At 72.1% G+C, this 23,579-nt stretch carries 10 protein-coding genes; 5 read left to right on the top strand and 5 right to left on the bottom strand.

Annotation, left to right across the window (positions count from 1 at the left end):
* Nucleotide 1 precedes the first annotated feature (1 nt).
* The 3 genes from BLW14_RS04840 to BLW14_RS04830 form a co-directional block, all read right to left on the bottom strand.
* Nucleotides 2-784: a thioesterase II family protein gene (locus BLW14_RS04840; protein WP_093704665.1), complete on the bottom strand. Its 783-nt coding sequence runs from the start codon at nt 782-784 to the stop codon at nt 2-4.
* A complete protein-coding gene (locus tag BLW14_RS04835; protein WP_093704663.1) occupies nt 781-13,422 on the bottom strand; it encodes a non-ribosomal peptide synthetase in 12,642 nt (4,213 codons plus the stop codon). The genes BLW14_RS04840 and BLW14_RS04835 overlap by 4 nt, the downstream gene beginning before the upstream one ends.
* 278 nt (nt 13,423-13,700) lie before the next feature.
* Nucleotides 13,701-15,050, bottom strand: a complete 1,350-nt coding sequence (locus BLW14_RS04830) for a helix-turn-helix domain-containing protein (RefSeq protein ID WP_093704661.1) — start codon at nt 15,048-15,050, stop codon at nt 13,701-13,703.
* A gap of 371 nt (nt 15,051-15,421) precedes the next feature.
* Between BLW14_RS04830 and BLW14_RS04825 the strand changes: the two genes are divergently transcribed.
* On the top strand, nt 15,422-15,616 hold the full coding sequence (locus BLW14_RS04825) for a hypothetical protein (RefSeq protein ID WP_093704659.1): 195 nt from the start codon (nt 15,422-15,424) through the stop codon (nt 15,614-15,616).
* A gap of 45 nt (nt 15,617-15,661) precedes the next feature.
* Here BLW14_RS04825 and BLW14_RS04820 read toward each other — a convergent pair whose 3' ends face one another.
* Nucleotides 15,662-18,715, bottom strand: coding sequence for an AfsR/SARP family transcriptional regulator (locus BLW14_RS04820; protein WP_093704657.1), 3,054 nt, complete (start codon nt 18,713-18,715; stop codon nt 15,662-15,664).
* 242 nt (nt 18,716-18,957) lie between these two features.
* Between BLW14_RS04820 and BLW14_RS04815 the strand changes: the two genes are divergently transcribed.
* Nucleotides 18,958-19,356 (top strand): nuclear transport factor 2 family protein, encoded by a 399-nt coding sequence (locus tag BLW14_RS04815; protein WP_093704655.1) that lies wholly within the window; start codon nt 18,958-18,960, stop codon nt 19,354-19,356.
* A gap of 10 nt (nt 19,357-19,366) precedes the next feature.
* Here BLW14_RS04815 and BLW14_RS04810 read toward each other — a convergent pair whose 3' ends face one another.
* Nucleotides 19,367-20,596 (bottom strand): metallophosphoesterase, encoded by a 1,230-nt coding sequence (locus BLW14_RS04810; protein WP_093704653.1) that lies wholly within the window; start codon nt 20,594-20,596, stop codon nt 19,367-19,369.
* 87 nt (nt 20,597-20,683) lie between these two features.
* Between BLW14_RS04810 and BLW14_RS04805 the strand changes: the two genes are divergently transcribed.
* Genes BLW14_RS04805 through BLW14_RS04795 form a run of 3 tightly spaced genes read left to right on the top strand, consistent with a single transcriptional unit; the run spans nt 20,684 to nt 23,461 of the window.
* Entirely contained in the window at nt 20,684-21,961 is a 1,278-nt protein-coding gene (locus BLW14_RS04805) for a bifunctional 3-oxoadipate enol-lactonase/4-carboxymuconolactone decarboxylase PcaDC (RefSeq protein WP_093704651.1), read from the top strand.
* 12 nt (nt 21,962-21,973) lie between these two features.
* Nucleotides 21,974-22,633: an MBL fold metallo-hydrolase gene (locus BLW14_RS04800; protein WP_093704649.1), complete on the top strand. Its 660-nt coding sequence runs from the start codon at nt 21,974-21,976 to the stop codon at nt 22,631-22,633.
* A 48-nt stretch (nt 22,634-22,681) separates the two neighbouring features.
* Entirely contained in the window at nt 22,682-23,461 is a 780-nt protein-coding gene (locus BLW14_RS04795; RefSeq protein WP_093704647.1) for an exodeoxyribonuclease III, read from the top strand.
* Nucleotides 23,462-23,579 lie beyond the last annotated feature (118 nt).

Below are 23,579 nucleotides of genomic sequence, written 5' to 3'. Positions count from 1 at the left end.
GCTACGCGGACGCGGTGGCGGAGTCGCGCAGGGCGTCGAGGACCGGGTTCAAACGGGCGAAGAAGCCCGCCAGGTCCTGCTGGAAGTAGAAGTGGTCACCGGGCAGCACCTGCGGCACGACCTCGTGCCCGGTCACCAGCGACCAGCCGGCGAGCATCTCCGCCGGGACGATCGGGTCGGCGTCCCCGCCGAACACGGCGACCGGGCAGTCCAGCCGGGCGTCCGGGGCGGTGCACCGGTAGGCGTCGTCGATCGCGAAGTCGGCGCGGATGGACGGCAGGACGATCTCGCGCAGCTCCGGGTCGTCGAGGATGCCGTCGTCGGTGCCGCCGCGCTCCTTGATGGCCGCGACCAGCTGGTCGTCGTCCAGCAGCTCCGGGTGCACGGGGCACTGGTTCGGCAGCACCGGCGCCCGGCACGCGGAGGCGATCAGCAGACGAGGGGTGCGGCCGGCGGCCCGCAGGGCGCGTACCACCTCGAAGGCCACCAGCGACCCCATGCTGTGCCCGAGCACCACCAGCTCGCCGGTGTCCGCGGGCAGCGAGTCCACCACGGGCTGCGCCAGGTCGTCGACCGAGAGCGGCAGCTCCTCGCAGTAGCGGGCGCCGCGGCCCGGGTACTGGCCGATCAGCAGCCGCACATCGGCCGGCAGGTGCTCGCGCCAGCCGCCGTACGCGTGGGCGTTGCCCCCGGCGTGGGGCAGCACCAGCAGCGACAGGCGGTGCGGGCCGTCACCGGGAAGGTCCCAGACGACGTCTTCGGGGGTGAGGGAGGCGGAGGTCATGAGCTGATCCGTTCTGTCTCGGTACGACGGCGGAGGGCGGGCCGGGCCTTCTTGGCAGCCGGCGCGGTTTTCAGCGCGGTGATGTGCTCGGCCAGCCGGGCCGGCGTCGGGTGCTCGAAGACGTCGCGGACGGTGAGCCGGACGTCCAGGGAGACGGCGATGTGGTTGGTGAGGCGGGCGCCCAGCAGCGAGTGGCCGCCGTGGTGGAAGAAGTCGTCGTCGATGGTAAGCGCGTTCTCGGCGCCCAGCGTCCGCGTGAAGAGGCCGACCAGGGTCTCTTCCAGCGGGTTGCGCGGCGCGCGGCCCCGGGACACGACGGCGGCCGGTTCGGGCAGGGCGCGCCGGTCGATCTTCCCGTTGGGCGTGAGCGGGAGCCGTTCGAGGACGGTGAGGTGGGTCGGCACCATGTGCTCCGGCAGCCGTTCGACGAGGTGCCGGCGGATGTCCTCCGTCGTCACGGTCGCCGTGCCGGTCACCACGTACGCGGAGAGCCGGCGGCGATGGGTGGTGACGGTGGCTTGGGTGACGCCGGGGTGGGTGAGGAGTGCGGCCTCGATCTCGCCGGGTTCGACGCGGAAGCCCCGGATCTTCACCTGGCTGTCGGCGCGGCCGTTGTAGTGCAGGTGGCCCTGCTGGTCGAAGTGGGCGAGGTCGCCGGTGCGGTAGAGGCGTGTGCCGGGTGTTCCGTAGGGGTTGGGGATGAAGGTGGTGGCGGTGAGGTCGGGTCGGTTGAGGTAGCCGTGGGCGAGGCCGTGGCCGGTGAGGTAGAGGTGTCCGGTCACGCCGGGGGGCACGGGCTGGAGGGTGGCGTCGAGGATGTAGGCGCCCTTGTTGGTGAGAGGTGTGCCGATGGGGATGGTCGGGTGGGGTTCAGGTGTCGCCGTGATGGTGTGGGTGGTGGTGAAGCCCATGGATTCGGCGGGGCCGTAGCCGTTGGCGACGGTGGTGTGGGGTGAGAGTTGCTGGAGTCGGTGTATGTGGGTGGGGGAGGCGGCCTCTCCTCCCGTGTAAGCGACGGCGACGGTCTCGAACGCCTCGGGGTGTTCGTCGGTGAGGTAGTTGAAGAGGCTCGCGGAGAGCTGGAGCATGGTGACGCCGTGCCGGCGGGAGAGTTCCGCGATGAGGGCGGGTTCCGGCTTCTGGCCGGGCTGGAGGACGGTGGTGCCGCCGTGGAGGAGCGCGCCCCAGAATTCGAGGCTGAAGGCGTCCCAGGAGACCGGTGAGCACTGGAGGAAGACCTCGCCCGGCCCGAAGGTGCCGTACGTCTGCGCGGTGACGGTGGAGACGAGGTTGCGGTGCGAGGACAGGATGCCCTTGGGCCGTCCGGTGGACCCGGAGGTGAACATCACGCACGCCACGTCCTGAGTGCGGATCGGTGTGCCGAGGTTGCCCGCGTCGTGGTCCGCCACGTCGTCGGGGCCTTCGGTGCAGGTGGTCCAGGCCCCGGGGAGGCGGTCGGCGAGCTCCGCTCGTGTGACCAGGTGGCTGATACCGGCCTCGGCCGCCGCCGACCGCAGCCGATCGTCCGGGAAGTCCGGGTCGAGCAGGACATGCCCGGCGCCGGTCTTGAGTACGGCGATGAGTGCGGCGGCGAAGGTGGCGTCGCGTTCCAGGAGGATGCCGGCGAGGTCGCCCCGGCCGAGTCCGCGCTCACGCAGCCGGCGCGCCCAGCGGTTGGCGGTCGCGTTGAGTTCGCCGTACGTGATGCGCTGCTCGCCGTCGATGAGGGCGACGGCCTCCGGGGTGCGGGTGACCTGGTCCTCGAACCGTTCGACCAGTGAGGTGTCGTCGATGGGGGCGGTCGTTCCGGCCCAGGGCCCGAGCAGCAGCTTCCGCTCGTCCTCCGACAACACCTCCAGCTCACCGAGACGCAGGTCGGGATCGGCCAGCGCCTGGCGCAGGACCGTGGCGAGCACGTCGACCATGCGCTGGACGGTGGGCCGGTCGAACAGGTCCTCCGCGAAGAGGACCGTGCCGTGCATCCCCTGGCCGTCCGCCGTCCGGAACAGGAACTCCAGGTCGAACTTGGCTGCCCCGCTCGTGACCTCGGGGATCGCGGTGGCCCGGGTGCCCCCGAGCCGCAGCTCCGGTACGCCTCCGGATTCCAGGGTGAGGCAGATCTGGAAGAGGGGGTGGCGGGAGAGGGTGCGGGTGGGGTTGAGCGCGTCGAGGACGAGGTCGAAGGGTGCGTCCTGGTGGGCGAAGGCATCGAGGTCGGCGGTCCGGACGCGGCCGAGGAGTTCGCGGAAGGTGGGGTCGCCGTCGGTGTGGGTGCGCAGGACGAGGGTGTTGACGAAGAAGCCGACGAGGTCGCGGAGTGCTTCGTCGGTGCGGCCGGCGACCGGGGTGCCGATGGCCAGATCGGTGCCGGCGCCGAGCCGGGTGAGGGCGGTGGCGAGTGCCGCGTGGACGACCATGAACGGCGTGCATCCCTCGGCGCGGGCCAGCTCACCGACGCGGTCGAACAGGTCCTCATCAAGGGTGACTTCGACCTGACCGCCCCGGTGCGAGGCCCGTGCGGGGCGTGGGCGGTCCAGGTTCAGGGCGTGCTCCTCGGGGAGCCCCTCCAGGGTCTTGTGCCAGAAGGCCAGCTCTTGCGCGAGCACGCTGTCCGGGTCGTCGGGGGCGCCCAGCACGCGCTGCTGCCACACCGCGTAGTCCGCATACCGCACCGGCAGTGGTTCCAGCACATTCGCGTCCGCACCCGCGCTCCGGGCCGCGTACGCCCGTGACAGGTCGTCGAAGAACACACCGGTGGACCGGCCGTCCGTGGCGATGTGGTGCACCAGGAGGAAGAACACCCAGGAGCCGTCACCGACCTCGAACAGCGAGGCGCGTACAGGGAGTTCGCTCCGCAGATCGAAGACGTGGCGTGCGGCGTGGGCCATCGCCCCGTCCAGCTCGTCGGCGGTCACCTCGTGGTGCTCGACCGGCACATGGGCCTCCGCGACGGGAAGGACGCGCTGGCGGGGCTCGCCGTCAATCGTGGTGAACACGGTCCGCAGCGGGGTGTGCCGTGCGACCACGTCGTGCAGCGCGGCTTCGAGCAGCCCGGTGTCCAGGGGGCCGGTCAGTCGTACGGCCATCGGCACGTTGTACGCGGCGCTGCCGCCGTCCAGTTCGGCCAGCAGCCACAGGCGGCGCTGGGCGAAGGACACCGGCGCGTCGCCCTCGCCCGCCCAGGCACCCGGGGTGAGCGGCGGGAGCGCGGGCCGTCCGCCGAGGGTGCTGATGTGCTGGGCGAGGCGTGCGGGCGTCGGGTGCTGGAACACGTCCCGGATGGTCAACCGGATGCCCAGGATCTCCGCGAGGTGGTTGGTGAGGCGGGCGGCCAGCAGGGAGTGCCCGCCGTGCGCGAAGAAGCTGTCCTCGACGCCGACCGGCCCCGGGGTGCCGAGAACCTTGCTGAACAGAGCGACCGTGACCTCTTCCAGCTGGCTCTGCGGCGCTCGCCCCTCGGACACCACGGCCGCCGGCTCCGGGAGGGCGCGCCGGTCGATCTTCCCGTTGGGCGTGAGCGGGAGCCGGTCGAGGACGGTGAGGTGGGCGGGGACCATGTGCTCGGGGAGCCGGTCGGCGAGGTGACGGCGCGCGTCCTCCAGGGGCACCGTGTCGGAGTCGAGGACCACGTAGGCGGAGAGCTGGTCGTGGTGGGTGGTGACGGTGGCCTGGGTGATGTGGGGGTGGGTGAGGAGAGCGGCTTCGATCTCGGCCGGCTCGATCCGGAAGCCCCGGATCTTGATCTGCTGGTCCGCTCGGCCCTCGTAGTGCAGTTGCCCGTCACGATCGAAGTGGGCGAGGTCGCCGGTGCGGTAGAGGCGTGTGCCGGGTGTTCCGTAGGGGTTGGGGATGAAGGTGGTGGCGGTGAGGTCGGGTCGGTTGAGGTAGCCGTGGGCGAGGCCGTGGCCGGTGAGGTAGAGGTGTCCGGTCACGCCGGGGGGCACGGGCTGGAGGGTGGCGTCGAGGATGTAGGCGCCCTTGTTGGTGAGAGGTGTGCCGATGGGGATGGTCGGGTGGGGTTCAGGTGTCGCCGTGATGGTGTGGGTGGTGGTGAAGCCCATGGATTCGGCGGGGCCGTAGCCGTTGGCGACGGTGGTGTGGGGTGAGAGTTGCTGGAGGCGGTGTACGTGGGTGGGGGAGGCGGCTTCTCCTCCCGTGTAAGCGACGGCGACGGTCTCGAACGCCTCGGGGTGTTCGTCGGTGAGGTAGTTGAAGAGGCTCGCGGAGAGCTGGAGCATGGTGACGCCGTGCCGGCGGGAGAGTTCCGCGATGAGGGCGGGTTCCGGCTTCTGGCCGGGCTGGAGGACGGTGGTGCCGCCGTGGAGGAGCGCGCCCCAGAATTCGAGGCTGAAGGCGTCCCAGGAGACCGGTGAGCACTGGAGGAAGACCTCGCCCGGCCCGAAGGTGCCGTACGTCTGCGCGGTGACGGTGGAGACGAGGTTGCGGTGCGAGGACAGGATGCCCTTGGGCCGTCCGGTGGACCCGGAGGTGAACATCACGCACGCCACGTCGTCACCAAGGACCGGCACACCCGGGTTGCCGTCCACCCCGTCCGCCGACGCCCCGCCGGAGCAGGAGACAACGGCCCAGGGTCCCTCCACGCGCGGCCCGAGGGCGTCGTCCGTGAGGAGCAGGGTGATGCCCGAGTCGTGCGCGGCGGCCCGCAGGCGCTCGTCCGGGAAGTCCGGGTCGAGCAGGGTGTAACCGGCCCCGGCCTTGACCACCGCGATCACGGCGGCCGCGAAGGTGGCGTTGCGCTCCAGGAGGACGCCGGCCAGGTCGCCCCGGCCCAGGCCGCGCGCACGCAGTTCATGCGCCCACCGGTTGGCGGTGGCGTTCAGCTCCGCGTACGTGATCCGCTGCTCGCCGTCGATGAGGGCGACGGCGTCCGGGGCGCGGGTGACCTGGTCCTCGAAGCGTGCGACCAGCGACGTGTCGTCGATGGCGACCGTGGTCCCGGCCCACGGCCCGAGCAGCAACTCCCGCTCTCCCTCCGACACCACCTCCAGCGCGCCGAGCCGTACCTCCGGGTCGGCCACCGCCTGGCGCAGCACCTCGTCCAGGACGGTCACCATGCGTTCCACGGTGACGTGGTCGAACAGGTCCTCCGCGAAGACCACCGCACCGTGCAGGCGGCGGCTGTCGTCGGAGCGGAGCAGGAACTCCAGGTCGAACTTGGCCGATCCGTTGGTCAGCCCGCGCACCTCGGCCGTACCGCCGGCGCCCAGGTCCAGCGCCGGAGCCTCCCCTGCCTCCAGGGTGAGGCAGATCTGGAAGAGCGGGTGGCGGGAAAGGCTGCGGGTGGGGTTGAGGGCGTCCAGGACGAGGTCGAAGGGTGCGTCCTGGTGGGCGAAGGCGTCCAGGTCGGTGGCGCGGACGCGCTCCAACAGCTCGCGGAAGGTGGGATCGCCGTCCGCACTTGTGCGCAGGACGAGGGTGTTGACGAAGAATCCGACGAGGTCGCGGAGTGCTTCGTCGGTGCGGCCGGCGACCGGGGTGCCGATGGCCAGATCGGTGCCGGCCCCCAGCCGGGTCAGCGCTGCGACGAGTGCCGCGTGCACCACCATGAACGGCGTGCATCCCACGGCGCGGGCCAGCTCACCGACGCGCTCGAACAGGTCTTCGCCGAGGGCGACTTCGACCTGACCACCCCGGTGCGAGGCGACCGCCGGCCGGGGGCGGTCGAGGCTCAGCCCGTGCTCCTCCGGCAGGTCCGCCAAGACGCCCTGCCAGAAGTCCAGTTCCTGAGCGAGGGCGCTCTCCGCGTCGTCCGGCGAGCCCAACACCCGCTGCTGCCAGACCGCGTAGTCCGCGTACCGCACCGGCAGCGGCTCCAGCACGCTCGCGTCCGCACCGGCGCTCCGGGCCGCGTACGCCCGTGACAGGTCGTCGAAGAACACGCCGGCGGAGCGGCCGTCCGTCGCGATGTGGTGGAAGAGCAGGAAGAGGACGGTGTGGCCGTCACCCCCTTCGAAGAGAGTGGCCCGGAGCGGGTTCTCCGTCCTGAGGTCGAAACGGTGCCGGGTGGCCGCGTCCAGGTCGCCGTCCAGCGACTCCGGCGTGGACGTCCGCCGCTCGACGGTGACGCGGGCCTGCGCGGCCGGCCGGACGAGCTGCCTCGGCTCGCCGCCGACGCTCGCGAACACGGTCCGCAGGGGAGCGTGGCGTGCGACGACGTCGTTGAGTGCGGCTTCGAGCGCGTCGACGTCGAGCGGGCAGTCCAGTCCCACGGCCATCGGCACGTTGTACGCGGTGCTTCCGCCGTCCAGTTCGGCCAGCAGCCACAGTCGCCGCTGGGCGAACGAGACCGGGCTGTCGGAGCCGTCGCCTGCCTCACCGGCGACCGGGGACGGCAGCGCGGGCCGCCCCTTCAACGAGGCGATGTGCTGGGCGAGGCGCGCGGGCGTCGGGTGCTGGAACACGTCCCGGATCGTCAGCCGTACGCCCAGGACCTCGGCGACGTGATTGGTGAGGCGGGCCGCGAGCAGAGAATGCCCGCCGTGGGCGAAGAAGCTGTCCTCGACGCCCACGGGCCCCTGGGTGCGCAGAACCCTGCCGAAAAGCGCAACCGCGACCTCTTCGAGCTGGCTCTGCGGCGCACGCTCGCTGCTCACCACCGCGACCGGCTCGGGCAGCGCGCGCTTGTCGATCTTCCCGTTCGCGGTGAGGGGCAGCCGGTCGAGCGGGGTGAGGTAGGCGGGGACGAGGTGTTCGGGGAGGCGGTCCACCAGGTGGCGTCGGAGCTCGGCCGTGTCGGCGGTGGTGACGACGTAGGCGGAGAGCTGGTCGTGGTGCTTGGTCACGACGGCCTGCGTGACACCAGTGTGTGCGAGAAGGGCGGTCTCCACCTCGGCGGGTTCGATGCGGAAGCCGCGGATCTTGATCTGCTGGTCCGCTCGGCCTTCGTAGTGGAGGTGGCCGTGGCGGTCGAAGTGGGCGAGGTCGCCGGTGCGGTAGAGGCGGCTGCCGGCAGGCCCGTAGGGGTTGGGTACGAAGTGCGTGGCGGTGAGATCGGCGCGGTTGAGGTAGCCGTGGGCGAGGCCGTCACCGGACACGTACAGCTCACCGGTCGCACCCGGCGGGCACAGGCGCAGGGCCGTGTCGAGCACGTACAGCGGCTTGTTGACCAGCGGTGTGCCGATGGGAATGACGGTGTGCGGCTGGTCGCTCGGCTCGATGGTGTGGGTGGTGGCGTAGATCATCGCCTCCGCCGGGCCGTAGCCGTTCATCACCCTGATGCCCGGGTGTGCGGTCTGGAGCTTGTGTACGTGGACGGGGGACGCAGCCTCACCCACGGTGTACGCGGTCGTGACGGACGCGAACGTCTCGGGGTGTTCGTCGGTGAGGTAGTTGAAGAGGCTGGCCGAGAGCAGAAGGGTAGTCACGCGATGCCTGGGCGCCAGCTCCGCGATGAGCGACGGTTCCGGCTTCTGCCCCGGCTGGAGTACGACGCGCGCACCGTGCAGCAGCGGGCCCCAGAACTCCAGGCTGAAGGCGTCCCAGGACACCGGCGAGGACTGGAGGAACACCTCGTCCGGACTGGTCGGGAGGTAGGTCTGGCCCACCAGGGTCGATACGAGGTTGCGGTGCGAGGAGACGATGCCCTTCGGCCGCCCCGTGGATCCCGAGGTGAACATCACGCACGCGAGGTCGTCGCCCTGGATCGGCACACCGAGGTTGCCCGTGTCGTGGCGGGCCACCTCGTCCGGGCCTTCGGTGCAGGTGGTCCAGGCACCCGGCAGCCGGCCGGCCAGCCCGGCGCGCGTGACCAGGTGGCTGATCGAGGCCTCGTCGGCCGCCGACCGCAGCCGCTCGTCCGGGAAGTCGGGGTCGAGCAGCACATGTCCGGCGCCGGTCTTCAGTACGGCGATGAGCGCGGCGGCGAAGGTGGCGTCGCGCTCCAAGAGGATGCCGGCCAGGTCACCACGGCCGAGACCCTGCGAACGCAACTCCCTGGCCCAGCGGTTGGCGGTGGCGTTCAGCTCCGCGTATGTGAAGCTGCGCTCGCCATCGATCAGCGCGACGGCATCCGGGAACCGTCCGACCTGCTCCTCGAACCGGGCCACCAGCGACACATCGTCCCGTTCGGCCACCGCCCCGGCCCACGACCCGAGCAGCAACCCCCGCTCGTCCTCCGACAGCACCTCCACCTCACCGATGCGTGTCTCCGGGGCGGCCAGCACCTGGCGCAGTACCTCGCCCAGCACGTTCACCATGCGCTGGACAGTGGCGTGGTCGAACACGTCCTCCGCGAAGACGACCAGACCTCGCAGCCCCTCGCCGTCGTCGCAACGGAGCAGGAACTCCAGGTCGAACTTGGCCGATCCGTTGGCAAACGTCCGCACGGCTTCCGGGCGCACCCCGGCCAGCGCGAGCACGGGCGTGCCGGTCTCCAGGGTGAGGCAGATCTGGAAGAGCGGGTGGCGGGAGAGAGTGCGGGTGGGGTTGAGGGCGTCCAGGACGAGGTCGAAGGGTGCGTCCTGGTGGGCGAAGGCGTCCAGGTCGGCGGTCCGGACCCGGCCGAGGAGTTCTCGGAAGGTGGGGTCGCCGTCCGCACTTGTGCGCAGGACGAGGGTGTTGACGAAGAATCCGACGAGGTCGCGGAGTGCTTCGTCGGTGCGGCCGGCGACCGGGGTGCCGATGGCCAGATCGGTGCCGGCCCCCAGCCGGGTCAGCGCTGCGACGAGTGCCGCGTGCACCACCATGAACGGCGTGCACCCCTCGGCACGGGCCAGCTCACCGATACGGGCGAACAGGTCGTCGCCCAGCTCGACGTCGACCTGACCGCCCCGGTGCGAGGCCCGTGCGGGGCGCGGGCGGTCCAGGTTCAGACTGTGCTCCTCCGGCAGCCCGGCCAACGCCCCCCGCCAGTAGTCGAGTTCCCGAGCGAGCACGCTGTCCGCATCGTCGGGCGAGCCCAACGCCCTCTGCTGCCAGACCGCGTAGTCCGCGTACTGCACGGACAGCTGCTCCAGGACCGGGCCTTCGGCACCCGCGACCCGCGCTTCGTACGCACGGGCCAGGTCCGTGACGTACACCTCGCTCGACCGGCCGTCCGTGGCGATGTGGTGCAGCACGATGACCAGGTGGTGCACTGCCTCGTCGAGCCGGAACAGGGTCACGGCGATGGGGAGTTCACTACGGAGGTCGAAGGTGTGACGGCCGGCCTCGGCCAGTGCGCCGTCCAGCTCCTCCGCGTTCACCTCGCGGCGGTCCACGACCACCCGCGCTTCGGCGGCCGGAAGGACACGCTGCCGTGGTTCGCCGTCGACCGTCTCGTACAGGGTCCGCAGGGGAGCGTGCCGCTCGACAACGTCGTTGAGCGCGGCCCCCAGGGCATCCGCGTCGAGGGGGCCGGTCAGTCGTACGGCCATCGGCACGTTGTACGCGGTGCTGCCGCCCTCCAGATCCGCCAGCAGCCACAGCCGCCGCTGGGCGAACGACATCGGGGCCGAGCCCTCGCCCGAGCTCTCATCTGCGGACAGCGGAGGCAGCGCGGGCAGGCCCTTCTCCGTGCTCACCTTCTCCGCGAGCCGTGCCACGGTCGGGTTCTCGAACACATCCCGGATCGTCAGCCGTACGCCCAGCGCCTGGGCGATCCGGTTGGTGAGGCGGGCGGCGCGGATCGAGTGCCCGCCGTGGTGAAAGAAGTCGTCGTCGATCGTCAGGGTGCCGGGCACACCGAGCGTGCTGGTGAAGAGGCCTGTCAGGGTCTCCTCCAGCACGGTGCGCGGGGCGCGACCACCTGTCGAGACCGCTGTCGGCTCGGGCAGCGCGCGCTTGTCGATCTTCCCGTTCGCGGTGAGGGGGAACCGGTCGAGCGGGGTGAGGTAGGCGGGGACGAGGTGTTCGGGGAGGCGGTCGACCAGGTGGCGTCGGAGCCCGGCGATGTCGGTGGTGGTGACGATGTACGCGGAGAGCTGGTCGTGGTGTTTGGTGACGACGGCCTGGGTGACCTGCGGGTGGGTGAGGAGAACGGTTTCGACTTCCGCGGGTTCGATGCGGAAGCCGCGGATCTTGATCTGCTGGTCCGCTCGGCCTTCGTAGTGGAGGTGGCCGTGGCGGTCGAAGTGGGCGAGGTCGCCGGTGCGGTAGAGGCGGCTGCCGGCAGGCCCGTAGGGGTTGGGTACGAAGTGCGTGGCGGTGAGATCGGCGCGGTTGAGGTAGCCGTGGGCGAGGCCGTCACCGGACACGTACAGCTCACCGGTCGCACCCGGCGGGCACAGGCGCAGGGCCGTGTCGAGCACGTACAGCGGCTTGTTGACCAGCGGTGTGCCGATGGGAATGACGGTGTGCGGCTGGTCGCTCGGCTCGATGGTGTGGGTGGTGGCGTAGATCATCGCCTCCGCCGGGCCGTAGCCGTTCATCACCCTGATGCCCGGGTGTGCGGTCTGGAGCTTGTGTACGTGGACGGGGGACGCAGCCTCACCCACGGTGTACGCGGTCGTGACGGACGCGAACGTCTCGGGGTGTTCGTCGGTGAGGTAGTTGAAGAGGCTGGCCGAGAGCAGAAGGGTAGTCACGCGATGCCTGGGCGCCAGCTCCGCGATGAGCGACGGTTCCGGCTTCTGCCCCGGCTGGAGCACGACGCGCGCACCGTGCAGCAGCGGGCCCCAGAACTCCAGGCTGAAGGCGTCCCAGGACACCGGCGAGGACTGGAGGAACACCTCGTCCGGGCCGGTCGGCAGATACGTCTGCCCCACCAGGGTCGATACGAGGTTGCGGTGCGAGGAGACGATGCCCTTCGGCCGCCCCGTGGATCCCGAGGTGAACATCACGCACGCGAGGTCGTCGCCACCGATCGGCACGTCGAGGTTGCCGGAGCTCTGGCCCGACACGTCGTCCGGACCTTCGGTGCAGGTGGTCCAGGCACCCGCGAGGCGGTCCGCCGACCCGACACGCGTGACCAGGTGGCTGATCGAGGCCTCGTCGGCCGCCGACCGCAGCCGCTCGTCCGGGAAGTCGGGGTCGAGCAGCACATGTCCGGCGCCGGTCTTCAGTACGGCGATGAGCGCGGCAGCGAAGGTGGCGTCGCGCTCCAGCAGAATCCCCGCCAGCCGCCCACGGCCCAGACCCCGTGAACGCAGCACTCGCGCCCACCGATTGGCGGTCGCGTTCAGCTCCGCGTACGTGAACGTCTGCTCCCCGTCTATCAGCGCGACGGCATCCGGGAACCGCTCGACCTGCTCCTCGAACCGGGCCACCAGCGACACATCGTCCCGTTCGGCCACCGCCCCGGCCCACGACCCGAGCAGCAACTCCCGCTCGCCCCGCGACAGCACCTCCAGCTCGGCGACGCTTCGATCAGCCGGCGCCTCCGCATCCAGGGAAGTGGTGAGGAACGCGGCGAAGCGGTCCTGGTGTGCGGCGACCGCCTCGGCGTCGACGCCGTCCACCGGTGTGTCGAAGTCGATCCGCAGGCCGTCCGCCGCGCCCAGGTCGTACACCGCGACGCTGAGGTCGTCCACCGGGCCGTTGCTCACGTTGTGGTTGACCGTGGGGTGGCCGCAGACGGTCAAGTCCGCGTTGAAGCCCATGATGTTGAGCACGGGCCCCGTCAGCCGGCGGCCTCCGGTGAGCGTGCCGGCGTCCCTTCGCAGGTCCTCGTAGCGGGTCAGCTGGTGGCGCAGACCGTGCTTCACCTCGGCGGACACCGCACGCACCAGGGTGCGCAGCGTGTCGTCGGCGCCCACCCGCAGCCGCAGCGGGACGACGTTCGACGCCATGCCGGGCGTGCTGCGTGCGGTCCTCGTGGTCCGGCCCGCCACCGGCAGGGCTACCATCAGCTCGTCCTGGGCCGTCACCCGGTGCAGGTACACCGTGAACAGGGCGACCGTCAGCACCGGCCACGAGACCCGCTCGGACCGCGCGACCGTACGCAGCCGGTCCGCGTCCTCCGCCGGAATCAGGACCGTACGCCGTGCGAAGGGCAGTGCGCCCCGGGACGGCGTCGCCCGGCCGGCACCCCGGACGAGACTCGACGCCGCCTCCGGCGCACCGCTCAAGTGCTCGCGCCACACGGCCCGTTCGGCGGCGGCCTGCTCGGAAAGCCGGTAGGCGGCGTCCTCGGCGTGCAGGTCCGCCAGCCGGCCGAACGGAGAGTCGCCCCACGGCTCACCGGCGGCCGCCCGCTCGTACAGCTCGACCAGCCGGTGCAGCAGCATCGACACACTCGCGCCGTCCACGAGCAGGTGGTGGAAGCCGTAGAAGTAGAAGTACCGGTCCTCGGCCAGCTTGATCAGCGCGCAACGGACCGGCGACTCACCGGTCAGGTCGAACGGCGCCCCGACCGCCGCGTCCACCACGCCCCAGGCCGCGCTCTCCGGGTCGGCCTCGCCGCTCACATCCGTGTACGTCAGGGTGCGGTCGCCCGGCTCGGTGTCGATGACCTGCCACACCTGCTCGCCGTCGTCCTCGAAGCGGCGGGTGCGCATGACGTCCGCCTCCTCGACGAGGCGGCGCCAGGCGGTGCCCATCAGGGCCGGGTCGACCGGGCCGAGGATGTCCCGGCACTCGGCGACGTTGTACTTCAGGCCGGTGGGGTCCAGGGTGTGGGCCGTCCAGATGTCGCGCTGGGCCTCCGAGAGCGGCAACCGGAAGGCGGCCGGAGCGGGTGCGACGGTCGCGTCGGACGGCATGGGGTCTCCTGTATGGGTCGCGGCGGGAGGAGCGGGAGGCTGTGGCGCGTGTGGTGCTCGGCCGGCTCAGCGGGCCGGAGCCTCCGGGCCGGGCGGGCAGTGCCATACAACCGCCGGGGCCGGACCCGGACCGGCAGTTGTTCCGGCGGTAGGGCCAGCAGTTCGGCGGCGCTGCGGCAGTCGGCAGGCAGCCGCACCGTGCAGGCGGACGCCTCGGCAGTCGGACGGCAGCGTCGGCGCGGGCTGCCGCCCGGACCGTGCCCGGGACGCGGGCGCGGTCAGACCGCGGCCGCCGCGCCGGCCGCCGCCCGCACCACGCAGAGCACCCGGAACGCCGAGCGGCCGCCGTCCGTGCACGTCCGGATCACCCCGCCGACCAGCAGCTCCCGGATCAGCCGGCCGCACTCCGGCAGCGGGCGGCCGGTGAGCCGGACGACGTCCTGGAGGAGGAACTCCCCGTCGCCCACATGGCACAGGTCGCCGATGAGCGTGCGGTACGGGGCGGGCAGCGCGGCGAGGGTGCGGCCGACCCGTACCTGGAGGCGGGAACCGTCCGGGCCGCCGGCCAGGTGGTCGAGGAGCGGGGCCGGGTCCGCGTCCACGATGTTCCGCAGCGTCGAGAGGTCGCAGACCGTGAGCCAGGAGGCCGCGGCACCGAGCGCCGCCGGGTGGCCGTCGAGGCGGTGGCAGATCCAGGCGACATCGGCGAGCGCCTGCTCGTCGGGCACGAGATCGGGGCGGACCCGGCGCAGCTGGCTGAGGAAGAACCTCACCGCGGGCGCGCCGGTGTGCCCGGCGGCCGGCGCGGGCGCCTCCAACGGGGAGAGCAGGAAGAGGCGTTCGCCCGGTACGTTCCACGGCCGCTCCCCGGTGATCAGCAACCGCAGGCCGGGGAACGTACGCAGCAGCCGGCTCAGGCGGCCGAAGTCGAGGGCGGCGGTGTCGACCCCGTCGAGGACGAGCACGGCGCAACCTCCCTCGGTAACCTCGCTGTTGAGCGCGGTCAGCGCTTCCGAGAGTTCGGGCAGCAGTTCCTCGGGTTCGCCGCCGCCCCGCAGGTACCGGGCGCACGCGTCAGCGAGCCGGGGCAACGGGTCGTCGTCGGCTCGGAGGCAGTCGGCGGTGGCGCCGTCGCCGTAGTGCCACAGCACCGGCAGCCCGGCGTCGTACAGCCGGGCGGCGGCCTCCAGGACGAGCCGGGTCTTGCCGACACCGCTCAGACCGACGACGGTGATCAGCCGCTCCGTGCCGGACCCCAGCTCCTCCACGATGACGCCGGCCTCCGCCTCCCGCCCGACCAGCGGGTACAGCGGCACCGGCGGCGCGGCCCGCTCCATGGACAGGCGCCGGACCTCACCGCCCGCACGCGGCCCGCGCCGGGCCGCGGCCTCCAGGTCGGTCCTGGCCCGGGGACCGAGTCTCAGCGCGTCGGCGATGAGCCGCACGGTGTCCGTTCTGGGCCGCTGGGCCTTCCCCTTCTCCAGGTCCCGGATGGCCCGCACGCTGATGGTGGACAGGTCCGCCAGCTCCCGCTGGGTGAGGCCGATACGGAGCCGGTGGCCGCGTATCAGGGAGCCGAGCGGCGCGGTGGTGGCCGGGGTGTCCTGCGGGGGGTGGCTGAGGGTCATGAAAGGACTCCTGCTCGTCGGGGAGTGGCGCCCTCGGGAAAGCGGCTTGGGGCCAGGGCGCCTGGGGGACGGCTGTCGTGCCTTGCTGCTGCCGGAATCCTCTACAGGCGGGCTATCCGGGAGGCATCGCGCGGCCAACGCCGGAACGGCTCCGCCGGCCCCCGCGGAGATAGCGGCGGAGCGCGTACGAGCGGCAGGTCACAGCCCCGCCACCCGTGGGAGCGCGACCGGTGAAAGCGGGGCCCCGACCCCCGGCACACGGCCCTCGATCCGTGATAGCGGGGGGATAGGGCCGGGACCGGTGCGGTGAATCCGCCCGTTCCTAACGTGGTGTCCACAAGCAGACGGAACACCGACGAAGGGACAGTCCGATGACGAAGAACACCACCACCCGCAACGCCCTCCGCGCCGCTTTCGCCACCGTCGCGGTCGTGATCGTCACCGGCATCGGCGTCCAGGCCGGCTGGGCCGACGACGCGTCCGGCACCGGCACCCAGCCGGCCACGACCAGCAGCACCCCCACCCCGGGCAGCACCGGCTCCACGGACAACAACCCCTGGGACTGACCGCCGCCGGGCGCCCTTCGCGCCCCGCCCCCCGGTCCGCGCGGTCTAACCCGCGCCGAGCAGCCGCCGGGTCTCCGCCAGTTCCCGCTTCATGCCCCGGCTCGTGAAGACCTCCAGAGCGGGGGTCAGCAGTTCCCGGGAACGCCCCGGCTCGTCGTCCAGCAGCCGGGCCAGATCCAGGCGGGCCAGAGCGCCACCGCCGAAGTCCATGATCTGCTCCCGGGCCGCGACGGCCCGGTCGAAGAAGTACGTGGCCCGGTCGGGCCGGCCCATCAGCACGAAGGCCTGGCCCAGATCCCGCAGCAGATGCCCCTCGCCTATCACGTCACCGGAATCCCGGCACAGCTCCAGGACCTCCGTGAACGTCAGCACCGCGAGATCCAGCTCGCCCCGCTCAAGCAGCAGTTGGCCCACCCGCCGCAGGGTCCGCGCCCTGCCGCCCAGATAGCCCACCCCGTCGTATATCTCAAGCGCCTCGTCCAACTGCGCCTGCGCCGCGTCCGTCTCGCCCCGGCGCATCCGGATGTGCGCGCTCTGCGTCAGCACGATCGCCCGCCCCACCACGTCACCGGCCCGGTCGAAGTCGGCAAGGGACCGGTCGTACAGCTCCAGCGCCGTGTCGTCCTCGCCGTTCGTCCGGGCGATCAGCGCCATGTCGCGGCGGCACAGCGCCTCGCCCTGCGGCTCGTCGAGCGCCTGGAAGACGTCGAGCGCCGAACTCAGCGCCTGGCGCGCCATGTCGAACTCGTTGCGGCTCATGTACAGCGAGCCGAGCGAGGCCCGTACGGCGGCGGTGCCCCGCAGGTTCCCGGCCTTGCGGACGGCGCTCAGCGCCCGTACATGGGTCTGTTCCCACAGGTCGTAGTGGCCCCGCACCTCGAACAGCGTGACCAGTGTCGTCGCCAGGTTCCAGCTGACGTCGTGCAGGCCCTCGTCGGCGGCCTGCTCCACCATCCCGCACAGCGCGCCCTGCTCCGCGTCGAACCACGCCAGCGGATCGGTGAGCAGCTCCTCGGTGCAGGACGGGGGCGGAGCCCAGCGCGGGGCGTCGCCGTGCAGCACGGTGAAGTCACCGCCGTACACCTTGCGATGGGCCTCCTGCGCCAGATACATCCAGCCGCCCGCCATCCGGACGAGCGCCTCCCGCCGCAGCTCGGGTGCGTCCTGCGCGGCCAGCTGCTCGCGCGCGTACACCCGGATGATCTCGTGGAACTGGTACCGGTAGCCGCCGGTCCGCTCCACGCCCACGACGTCCAGCATCTGCATGTCGACGAGCGGTTCCAGCAGGTCCGACGGCACGGGGCGGTCGTCGTCCAGCAGCGCCCCGGCCAGCCAGCCGGGCAGCGTCGGCGTCCGCGCCATGCTCAGCAGCCGCAGCAGCCCCCGGTCCTCCGCCGCCAGACCGTTGTACGTGAGCGAGAGGCTGGCCCGCATCGTCATCTCGCCGTGCGCCAGCTCGTCCAGCCGGTGCCGTTCGTTGGCGAGCCGGTGCACCATCGACGCGAGCGTCCAGTGCGGACGGGCGGCCAGCCGGGCGGCCACGATCCGCAACGCCAGCGGCAGCCGTCCGACCGTACGCACCAGCGCCTCCGCCGACGCGGCCTCCCCCTCGACCCGCTCCTCCCCGATGATCCGGGAGAGCAGCTTCAGCGCCCTCTCCTCGTCGAGCACGTCCAGCTCCACGCGGTGCGCGCCCGGCAGCGCGGTCAGCCGCGCCCGGCTGGTGACGAGGACGGCGCAGTCGCGGCTCCCCGGCAGCAGGCGCTGCACCTGGCTCTCCGACGCGGCGTCGTCCAGAACCACCAGAACCCGGCGGGAGGCGAGCCGGGTGCGGTACATCTCCGCCCGCTCGTCCAGCGATTCCGGGATCAGCTGACCCGGAATGCCCAGCGCCCGCAGGAAACGGCCCAGCACCTCCAGGGTCGTGGCCGGGGTGCCGGTGCCGCGCAGGTCGCAGTAGAGCTGCCCGTCGGGGAAGCCCGTCTCGGCGAGGCGGTGCGCGAGGTTCACGGCGAGCGTGGACTTGCCGGTGCCCGGCTTCCCGGTGATCACCGCGAGGCCGACCGCCTTGCGCTCACGGCCGCCGGTCAGCGCCTTCTCCAACACAGCGAGCTGGGCGTCATCCGCCACGAAGTCCGAGGTGGAGGCGGGGAGTTGCTGCGGCCGGGCATCGTGGGCCTGCGGTTCGGAGCGCCCGACGGGGGAGTCCTCGGCGGCGGTCCGCTCGTCCGGCTCCCCACCGGTCCGGTGCTCGGCCGGCCCGGTGGCCTCGGACAGTGCCGCCGCAGGCCGGCGAGGGGCAGGGGCGCCGCCTTCACTCACTGCGGGCTTGTCGTCACGGGGCCGGGGCTGCTGTGCCCGTACCGGCGGGGGCAGTTCACCGGCGAGGATCGCCTGCTCCAGGCGTCGTAGCTCCCTGCCCGGTTCCAGGCCCAGCTCCTGACCGAGGATCCTGCGCCCGGTCCGGAACGCCTCCAGCGCCTCCGCCTGCCGACCCGACCAGTACAGGGCGCACATCAGCTGACCGCGCAGACGTTCCCGCAACGGGTTTTCATGGGTGAGGAGTTGAAGCTCTCCTACGAGCCGGTCGTGCCGTCCGAGTTCGAGCTCCAGCTGCATCCGCAGTTCGACGGCGCTCAGGCGTTCCTCGTCGAGCTGTCGCGCCTTGTTGGCGAGCGGACCGCTCTCCAGCCCGCTCAGGGAGTCGCCCTGCCACAGAGCGACCGCCGACTTCAGTAGCGCCACCGCCTTCTCCGGCTCGCCGTCGTCGCGCTGTCGCCTGGCCATCGCGACCAGTCCGGTGAAGAGCAGCGAGTCGACGTCCCCGGTGTCGACGTGCAGGACGTACCCCGGCGGCCGGGTCGTTATGGAGACCGTGCTGTCCGCACCGGCCAGCAGCTTCCGCAGCCGGGAGACGCAGATCTGCACCTGGGTGCGGGCGGTCTCCGGGGGGTTGTCCTCCCATATGAGGTCCACCAGGTAGTTCGTGCCGACGACCCGGTTCGCCTCCAGCAGCAGCGCGGCGAGGATGACCTCCTGCCGGCCGGGCGGCACCCGCAGCGGACCGGCCTTGCCCCGCACCTGGAGGGGGCCCAGCAATTGGAAGGGAGGTCTCGCCGCGCCGGGGGCATCCTGGACCGTGTGCGTCGTACCCTCGGCCACCGAGACCCCCAGCTCGTGAGCGCGTTGATACTCCGGGATCAACGTCCCCAAAGTTTTCACAATCCTCACGCATCTGTCCATCCTGCGTGCCCAGCGTGACCGGACAGCGGATAGCGGCGCGATAGGCGGGGGTTGGCGCGGCCCGGAAGAGTGCCGGGTGAAGGAGAAAGGAGGCGTCCATGCACACCGACGCCTGGACGAGCACAGACCCGTACACCGTGGGCGACCTGGTCACCGCGGCGGGCACCGACCACGTCCGTCTCGTCTACGACTACCTCGACGCCGGAGACCTCGACGCGTGTGCGTCGCTGCTGCACGACCACGTCGAACTGGACCTGCCGGGCGCCCCGACGGCCCACGGCCGGAGCGCGTTCGTGCACACCCACCGCGACCACCTGGGGTCCCGTGCCCGCCACGAGATCGACCACGTCGTCGCCCACGCCCGGACCGTGGTGGCCGCCGGCCGCCGCATCGGCACCGGCGACGACGCCGCCGGTGTGCGCTTCGTGGACTTCTTCCGCATCGCCGCCGACGGCATGGTGGAGTCCTGTACGCGCTACTACCACGCGGAACCGTGACGTCCGCCCCTCAGAAAGCGGCGGACGCCTCCGGCCGCTGCGGCGAGCGCAGCACCAGCAGCGTGATCTCGCTGGGTGCGAAGACCCGGAAGGGCGGCCCCCAGAATCCGGTGCCCCGGCTGGTGTAGAGCTGTGTGCGCTCGCCGTGGCGGCTGAGCCCCGCGACGGCGGGCTGGTCGAGGCGGACCAGGTAGTGGAACGGCCAGATCTGTCCGCCGTGGGTGTGGCCCGAGAGCTGGAGGTCGACGCCGCCCTCGACGGCCCGGTCGATGAACTTGGGCTGGTGGGCCAGGAGCAGCACCGGCAGGTCGGGGTCGGCGCCGTCCAGCGCCCCGGCGAGGTGCGCGCGGTGACCGGCCAGGCCGGAGGACTCGGCGGTGACGTCGTCCACACCGGCGACCACGAGGCTGTCGCCGCCGCGTTCGATCAGCACATGGCGGTTGCGCAGCGGCTGCCAGCCGAGCTCGTCCATCAGGTCGACCCAGCCCTGGGCCTCGCTGTAGTACTCGTGGTTCCCGGTCACGTAGACGCGGGCATGGGTGGCGCGGACCGTGCCGAGCGGCGCGGCCTGGGCCCGGCGGCGGTCGGCCGTGCCGTCCGCGATGTCCCCGGTGTGGCAGACCAGGTCCGCCTCCAGGGCGTCGACCTCCGCGCAGACCCGCTCCGACCAGCGGACCCGGTCCAGCGGCCCGTAGTGGGTGTCCGTGATCAGGGCGACCCGGGTGCCGTCCAGCCCGGCTCCCAGTCGCGGCAGTTCCACATCGAGCCGGCGCACCCGCGGCACCCGGCGCGCCTCCGTGCAACCCCAGGCGAGCAGGACGGCGGCAACCGCGAGCACCGACCAGGTGACGATCCTGGCCCGGCCCTGGCCGTCGCCGGTCCCGGCCACGGTCAGGGCGAGCCGCAGCAGGACGCCGAGCACGACGGACCAGGTGAACAGCACCCAGACCGACCCGAGCAGGGTGTCCCCGAGGATCGCCGCCCGGTCCTGCTGCCGCTTGCCGTGCCCGCGCACCATGGCGAACGGCATGGTGACGAGTCCGAGGACGAAGACACAGGTGGCCGCAACCGTCACGGGCAGCGGCCAGTGCTGGCCGGTGTACAGCAGCACCCAGCACGGCACGGCCCACAGCAGGACCGGGGCGACCAGGGGGATGTAGCGCATGAGCCGGCGCAGCAGGCTCCGCGGCGCCGCCGGCGCCGCATCGTCCGCGGACCGGGCCTCGCTGGTGTCGGTCACGTTTCCCTCCTCGGCCGTAATGCCGCCGGGCACTGTACCCGGTGGCCGATTCGGGAGGGGTACCGGCGGTATGAGAGCGTGAGGCGGGTGAGCGAGACACCACCGAACACCCTGCAATACCGCTTCGACGGCCCCGAGGACGCGCCGGTCCTGGTGATCGGGCCCTCCCTCGGCACCACATGGCACATGTGGGACCGCCAGATACCCGAGCTCACCCGGCACTGGAGAGTCTTCCGCTACGACCTCCCCGGCCACGGCGGGGCGCCGGCCCGGCCCGCGACCGCTGTGGCGGAGCTGGGGGACCGGCTGCTGGCGACGCTCGACGGGGTCGGGGTCCAGCGGTTCGGGTACGCGGGGTGCTCGATCGGCGGCGCGATCGGGACGGACCTCGCGCTGCGGTACCCGCACCGGGTCGCCGCGCTCGCCCTGGTGGCGTCCTCGCCCCGGTTCGGCAGCGCGGACGAGTTTCGGCAGCGCGGGGTCATCGTCCGTACGAACGGCCTGGAGCCCATGGCGCGCACCGCGCCCGAGCGCTGGTTCACGCCCGCGTTCGCCGCCGCGCAGCCCGCCATCGTCGAGTGGGCCGTCCAGATGGTGCGGACCACCGATCCGGGGTGCTACATCGCCGCCTGCGAGGCCCTGGCCGCGTTCGACATCCGTACGGAGCTGGGCCGCATCCCGGTCCCCACGCTGGTCGTGGTCGGGGCCGAGGACCGGGTGACCGGGCCCGGTGACGCGCGCACCCTGGTCGCCGGGATACCGGACGCCCGGCTCGCGCTGGTGCCCGGCGCCTCGCACCTGGCGCCCGTCGAGCAGCCCGGCGCGGTCACCGATCTCCTGCTCACCCACTTCTCCACCGCCTGGCAGGACACCCAGGCGGCCATCCCGATGCCCGAGTCCGTGCCCCGGCTCACCTCCCCCGTCCAGCCCGTCGCGGAGATCGGCGCGGCCGAGACTCCTCCCGAGGCCGCGGCCGACGGGCGCGCCGACCCGTACGGGCCGGGGATGCGGCTGCGGCGCGAGGTGCTGGGCGACGCCCAGGTGGACGGGGTGCTGGCCGCCGCCGACGACTTCACCGGGGACTTCCAGGAGCTGGTCACCCGGTACGCCTGGGGCGAGGTGTGGGGCCGGGAAGGTCTTGACCGGCGCACCCGCTCCGCCGTCACGCTCACCGCGCTGGTCGCCTCCGGGTACATGGAGAGCCTGGCCGCGCACACCAGGGCGGCCCTGCGCAACGGCCTCACCCCGGCAGAGATCAGGGAGGTGCTGATGCAGACGGCCGTGTACTGCGGGATTCCGGCCGCGAGCGCCGCCTTCACGATCGCGCAGTCGGTGATTCAGGCGGAAACGACGCCGCCCGCGTAGCAGGATGGGCGTATGAACAGCCACGCCGAGAACAGCGCGCCGACCCTGACCAAGCAGTCGCACTCCTGCATCCGCCTGGAGAAGGACGGGCGCACGCTCGTCATCGACCCCGGAGGGTTCTCGGAGCGGGACGCCGCGATCGGCGCCGAGGCGATCCTCGTGACGCACGAGCACCCCGACCACTTCGACGAAGGGCGGCTGCGGGCCGGCCTGGAGGCCGACCCGGCCGCCGAGATCTGGACCCTGCGCAGCGTCGCGGAGCGGCTCGGGGCGGCGTTCCCGGGCCGCGTGCACACCGTGGGGAACGGCGACACGTTCTCGGCCGCCGGGTTCGACATCGAGGTGCACGGCGAGCTGCACGCGGTGATCCACCCGGACATCCCGCGCGTCACCAACATCGGCTTCCTCGTCGACGGCCAGGTCTTCCACCCCGGCGACGCCCTGACCGTGCCCGGCCGGGCCGTGGACACGCTGCTGCTGCCGGTGATGGCGCCGTGGAACAAGATCTCCGAGGTCATCGACTACGTCCGCGAGGTGAAGCCGCGCCGGGCGATCGACATCCACGACGCGCTGCTCACCGACCTGGCCCGGCCGATCTACGACCGGCAGATCGGTGAGCTGGGCGGCTCCGACCACGGCAGGATGACGCCGGGCGACTCGACGGCCCTGTGACGGCCGCCGCCCCGGCGGCTGTCAGTGGCAGGCGTTAGGTTTACGTACATGCGCATCGCCACCTGGAACGTCAACTCGATCACCGCCCGTCTGCCCAGGCTGCTGGCCTGGCTGGAGAGCAGCGGCACGGACGTGCTGTGCCTCCAGGAGACCAAGTGCACCGCCGAGCAGTTCCCCGCCGACGCGCTCCGCGAGGCCGGTTACGAGTCCGCGGTCAACGCCAACGGCCGGTGGAACGGGGTCGCGCTGATCTCCCGCGCCGGCCTGTCCGACATCGTGATGGGGCTGCCCGACGGGCCGGCCTACGAGACCGCGCAGGAGCCCCGCGCGATCAGCGCGACCTGCGGCCCGGTGCGGCTCTGGTCGGTGTACGTGCCCAACGGCCGCGAGGTCGCCCACGAGCACTACGCGTACAAGCTGCGCTGGCTGGAGGCGCTGCGCAAGGCGGTCGCCGCCGACGCCGCGGGCGCGGCCCCGTTCGCCGTGCTCGGCGACTTCAACGTGGCCCCCACCGACGAGGACGTCTGGGACCCGGCGCTCTTCGAGGGGGCCACGCACGTCACGCCCGCCGAGCGCGAGGCACTGGCCGCCCTGCGCGCGGAGGGCCTGTCCGACGTAATGCCCCGCCCCCTGAAGTACGACCGCCCGTACACCTTCTGGGACTACCGCGAGCTGCGCTTCCCGAAGAACAAGGGCATGCGGATCGACCTCGTCTACGGCAACGCCCCCTTCACCGCCAAGGTGAAGGACAGCTACGTGGACCGCGAGGAGCGCAAGGGCAAGGGCGCTTCGGACCACGCGCCGGTGGTCGTCGACCTCGACCTCTGAGCGGGCCGCAAAGGCCCACCCGGCCCTGCCCGAGGGTGAACGCGCGGTGACCGTGTGGTGTTCAGCACTCGAACGACAGGCCGCGCGCCTGTGGTGCGCGGGCGCGTCGGGATGCGAT

The organism is Streptomyces sp. 2131.1, from assembly GCF_900105515.1.
Taxonomy (GTDB): Bacteria; Actinomycetota; Actinomycetes; order Streptomycetales; family Streptomycetaceae; genus Streptomyces; species Streptomyces drozdowiczii.
This window is presented reverse-complemented; position numbering and strand designations above follow the sequence as displayed.

Coding starts and splice junctions, on each gene's coding strand:
- BLW14_RS04830 (WP_093704661.1), bottom strand. CDS start 15,050: ATGACCCTCAGCCACCCCCCGCAGGACACCCCGGCCACCACCGCGCCG.
- BLW14_RS04795 (WP_093704647.1), top strand. CDS start 22,682: ATGCGCATCGCCACCTGGAACGTCAACTCGATCACCGCCCGTCTGCCC.
- BLW14_RS04800 (WP_093704649.1), top strand. CDS start 21,974: ATGAACAGCCACGCCGAGAACAGCGCGCCGACCCTGACCAAGCAGTCG.
- BLW14_RS04840 (WP_093704665.1), bottom strand. CDS start 784: ATGACCTCCGCCTCCCTCACCCCCGAAGACGTCGTCTGGGACCTTCCC.
- BLW14_RS04825 (WP_093704659.1), top strand. CDS start 15,422: ATGACGAAGAACACCACCACCCGCAACGCCCTCCGCGCCGCTTTCGCC.
- BLW14_RS04815 (WP_093704655.1), top strand. CDS start 18,958: ATGCACACCGACGCCTGGACGAGCACAGACCCGTACACCGTGGGCGAC.
- BLW14_RS04835 (WP_093704663.1), bottom strand. CDS start 13,422: ATGCCGTCCGACGCGACCGTCGCACCCGCTCCGGCCGCCTTCCGGTTG.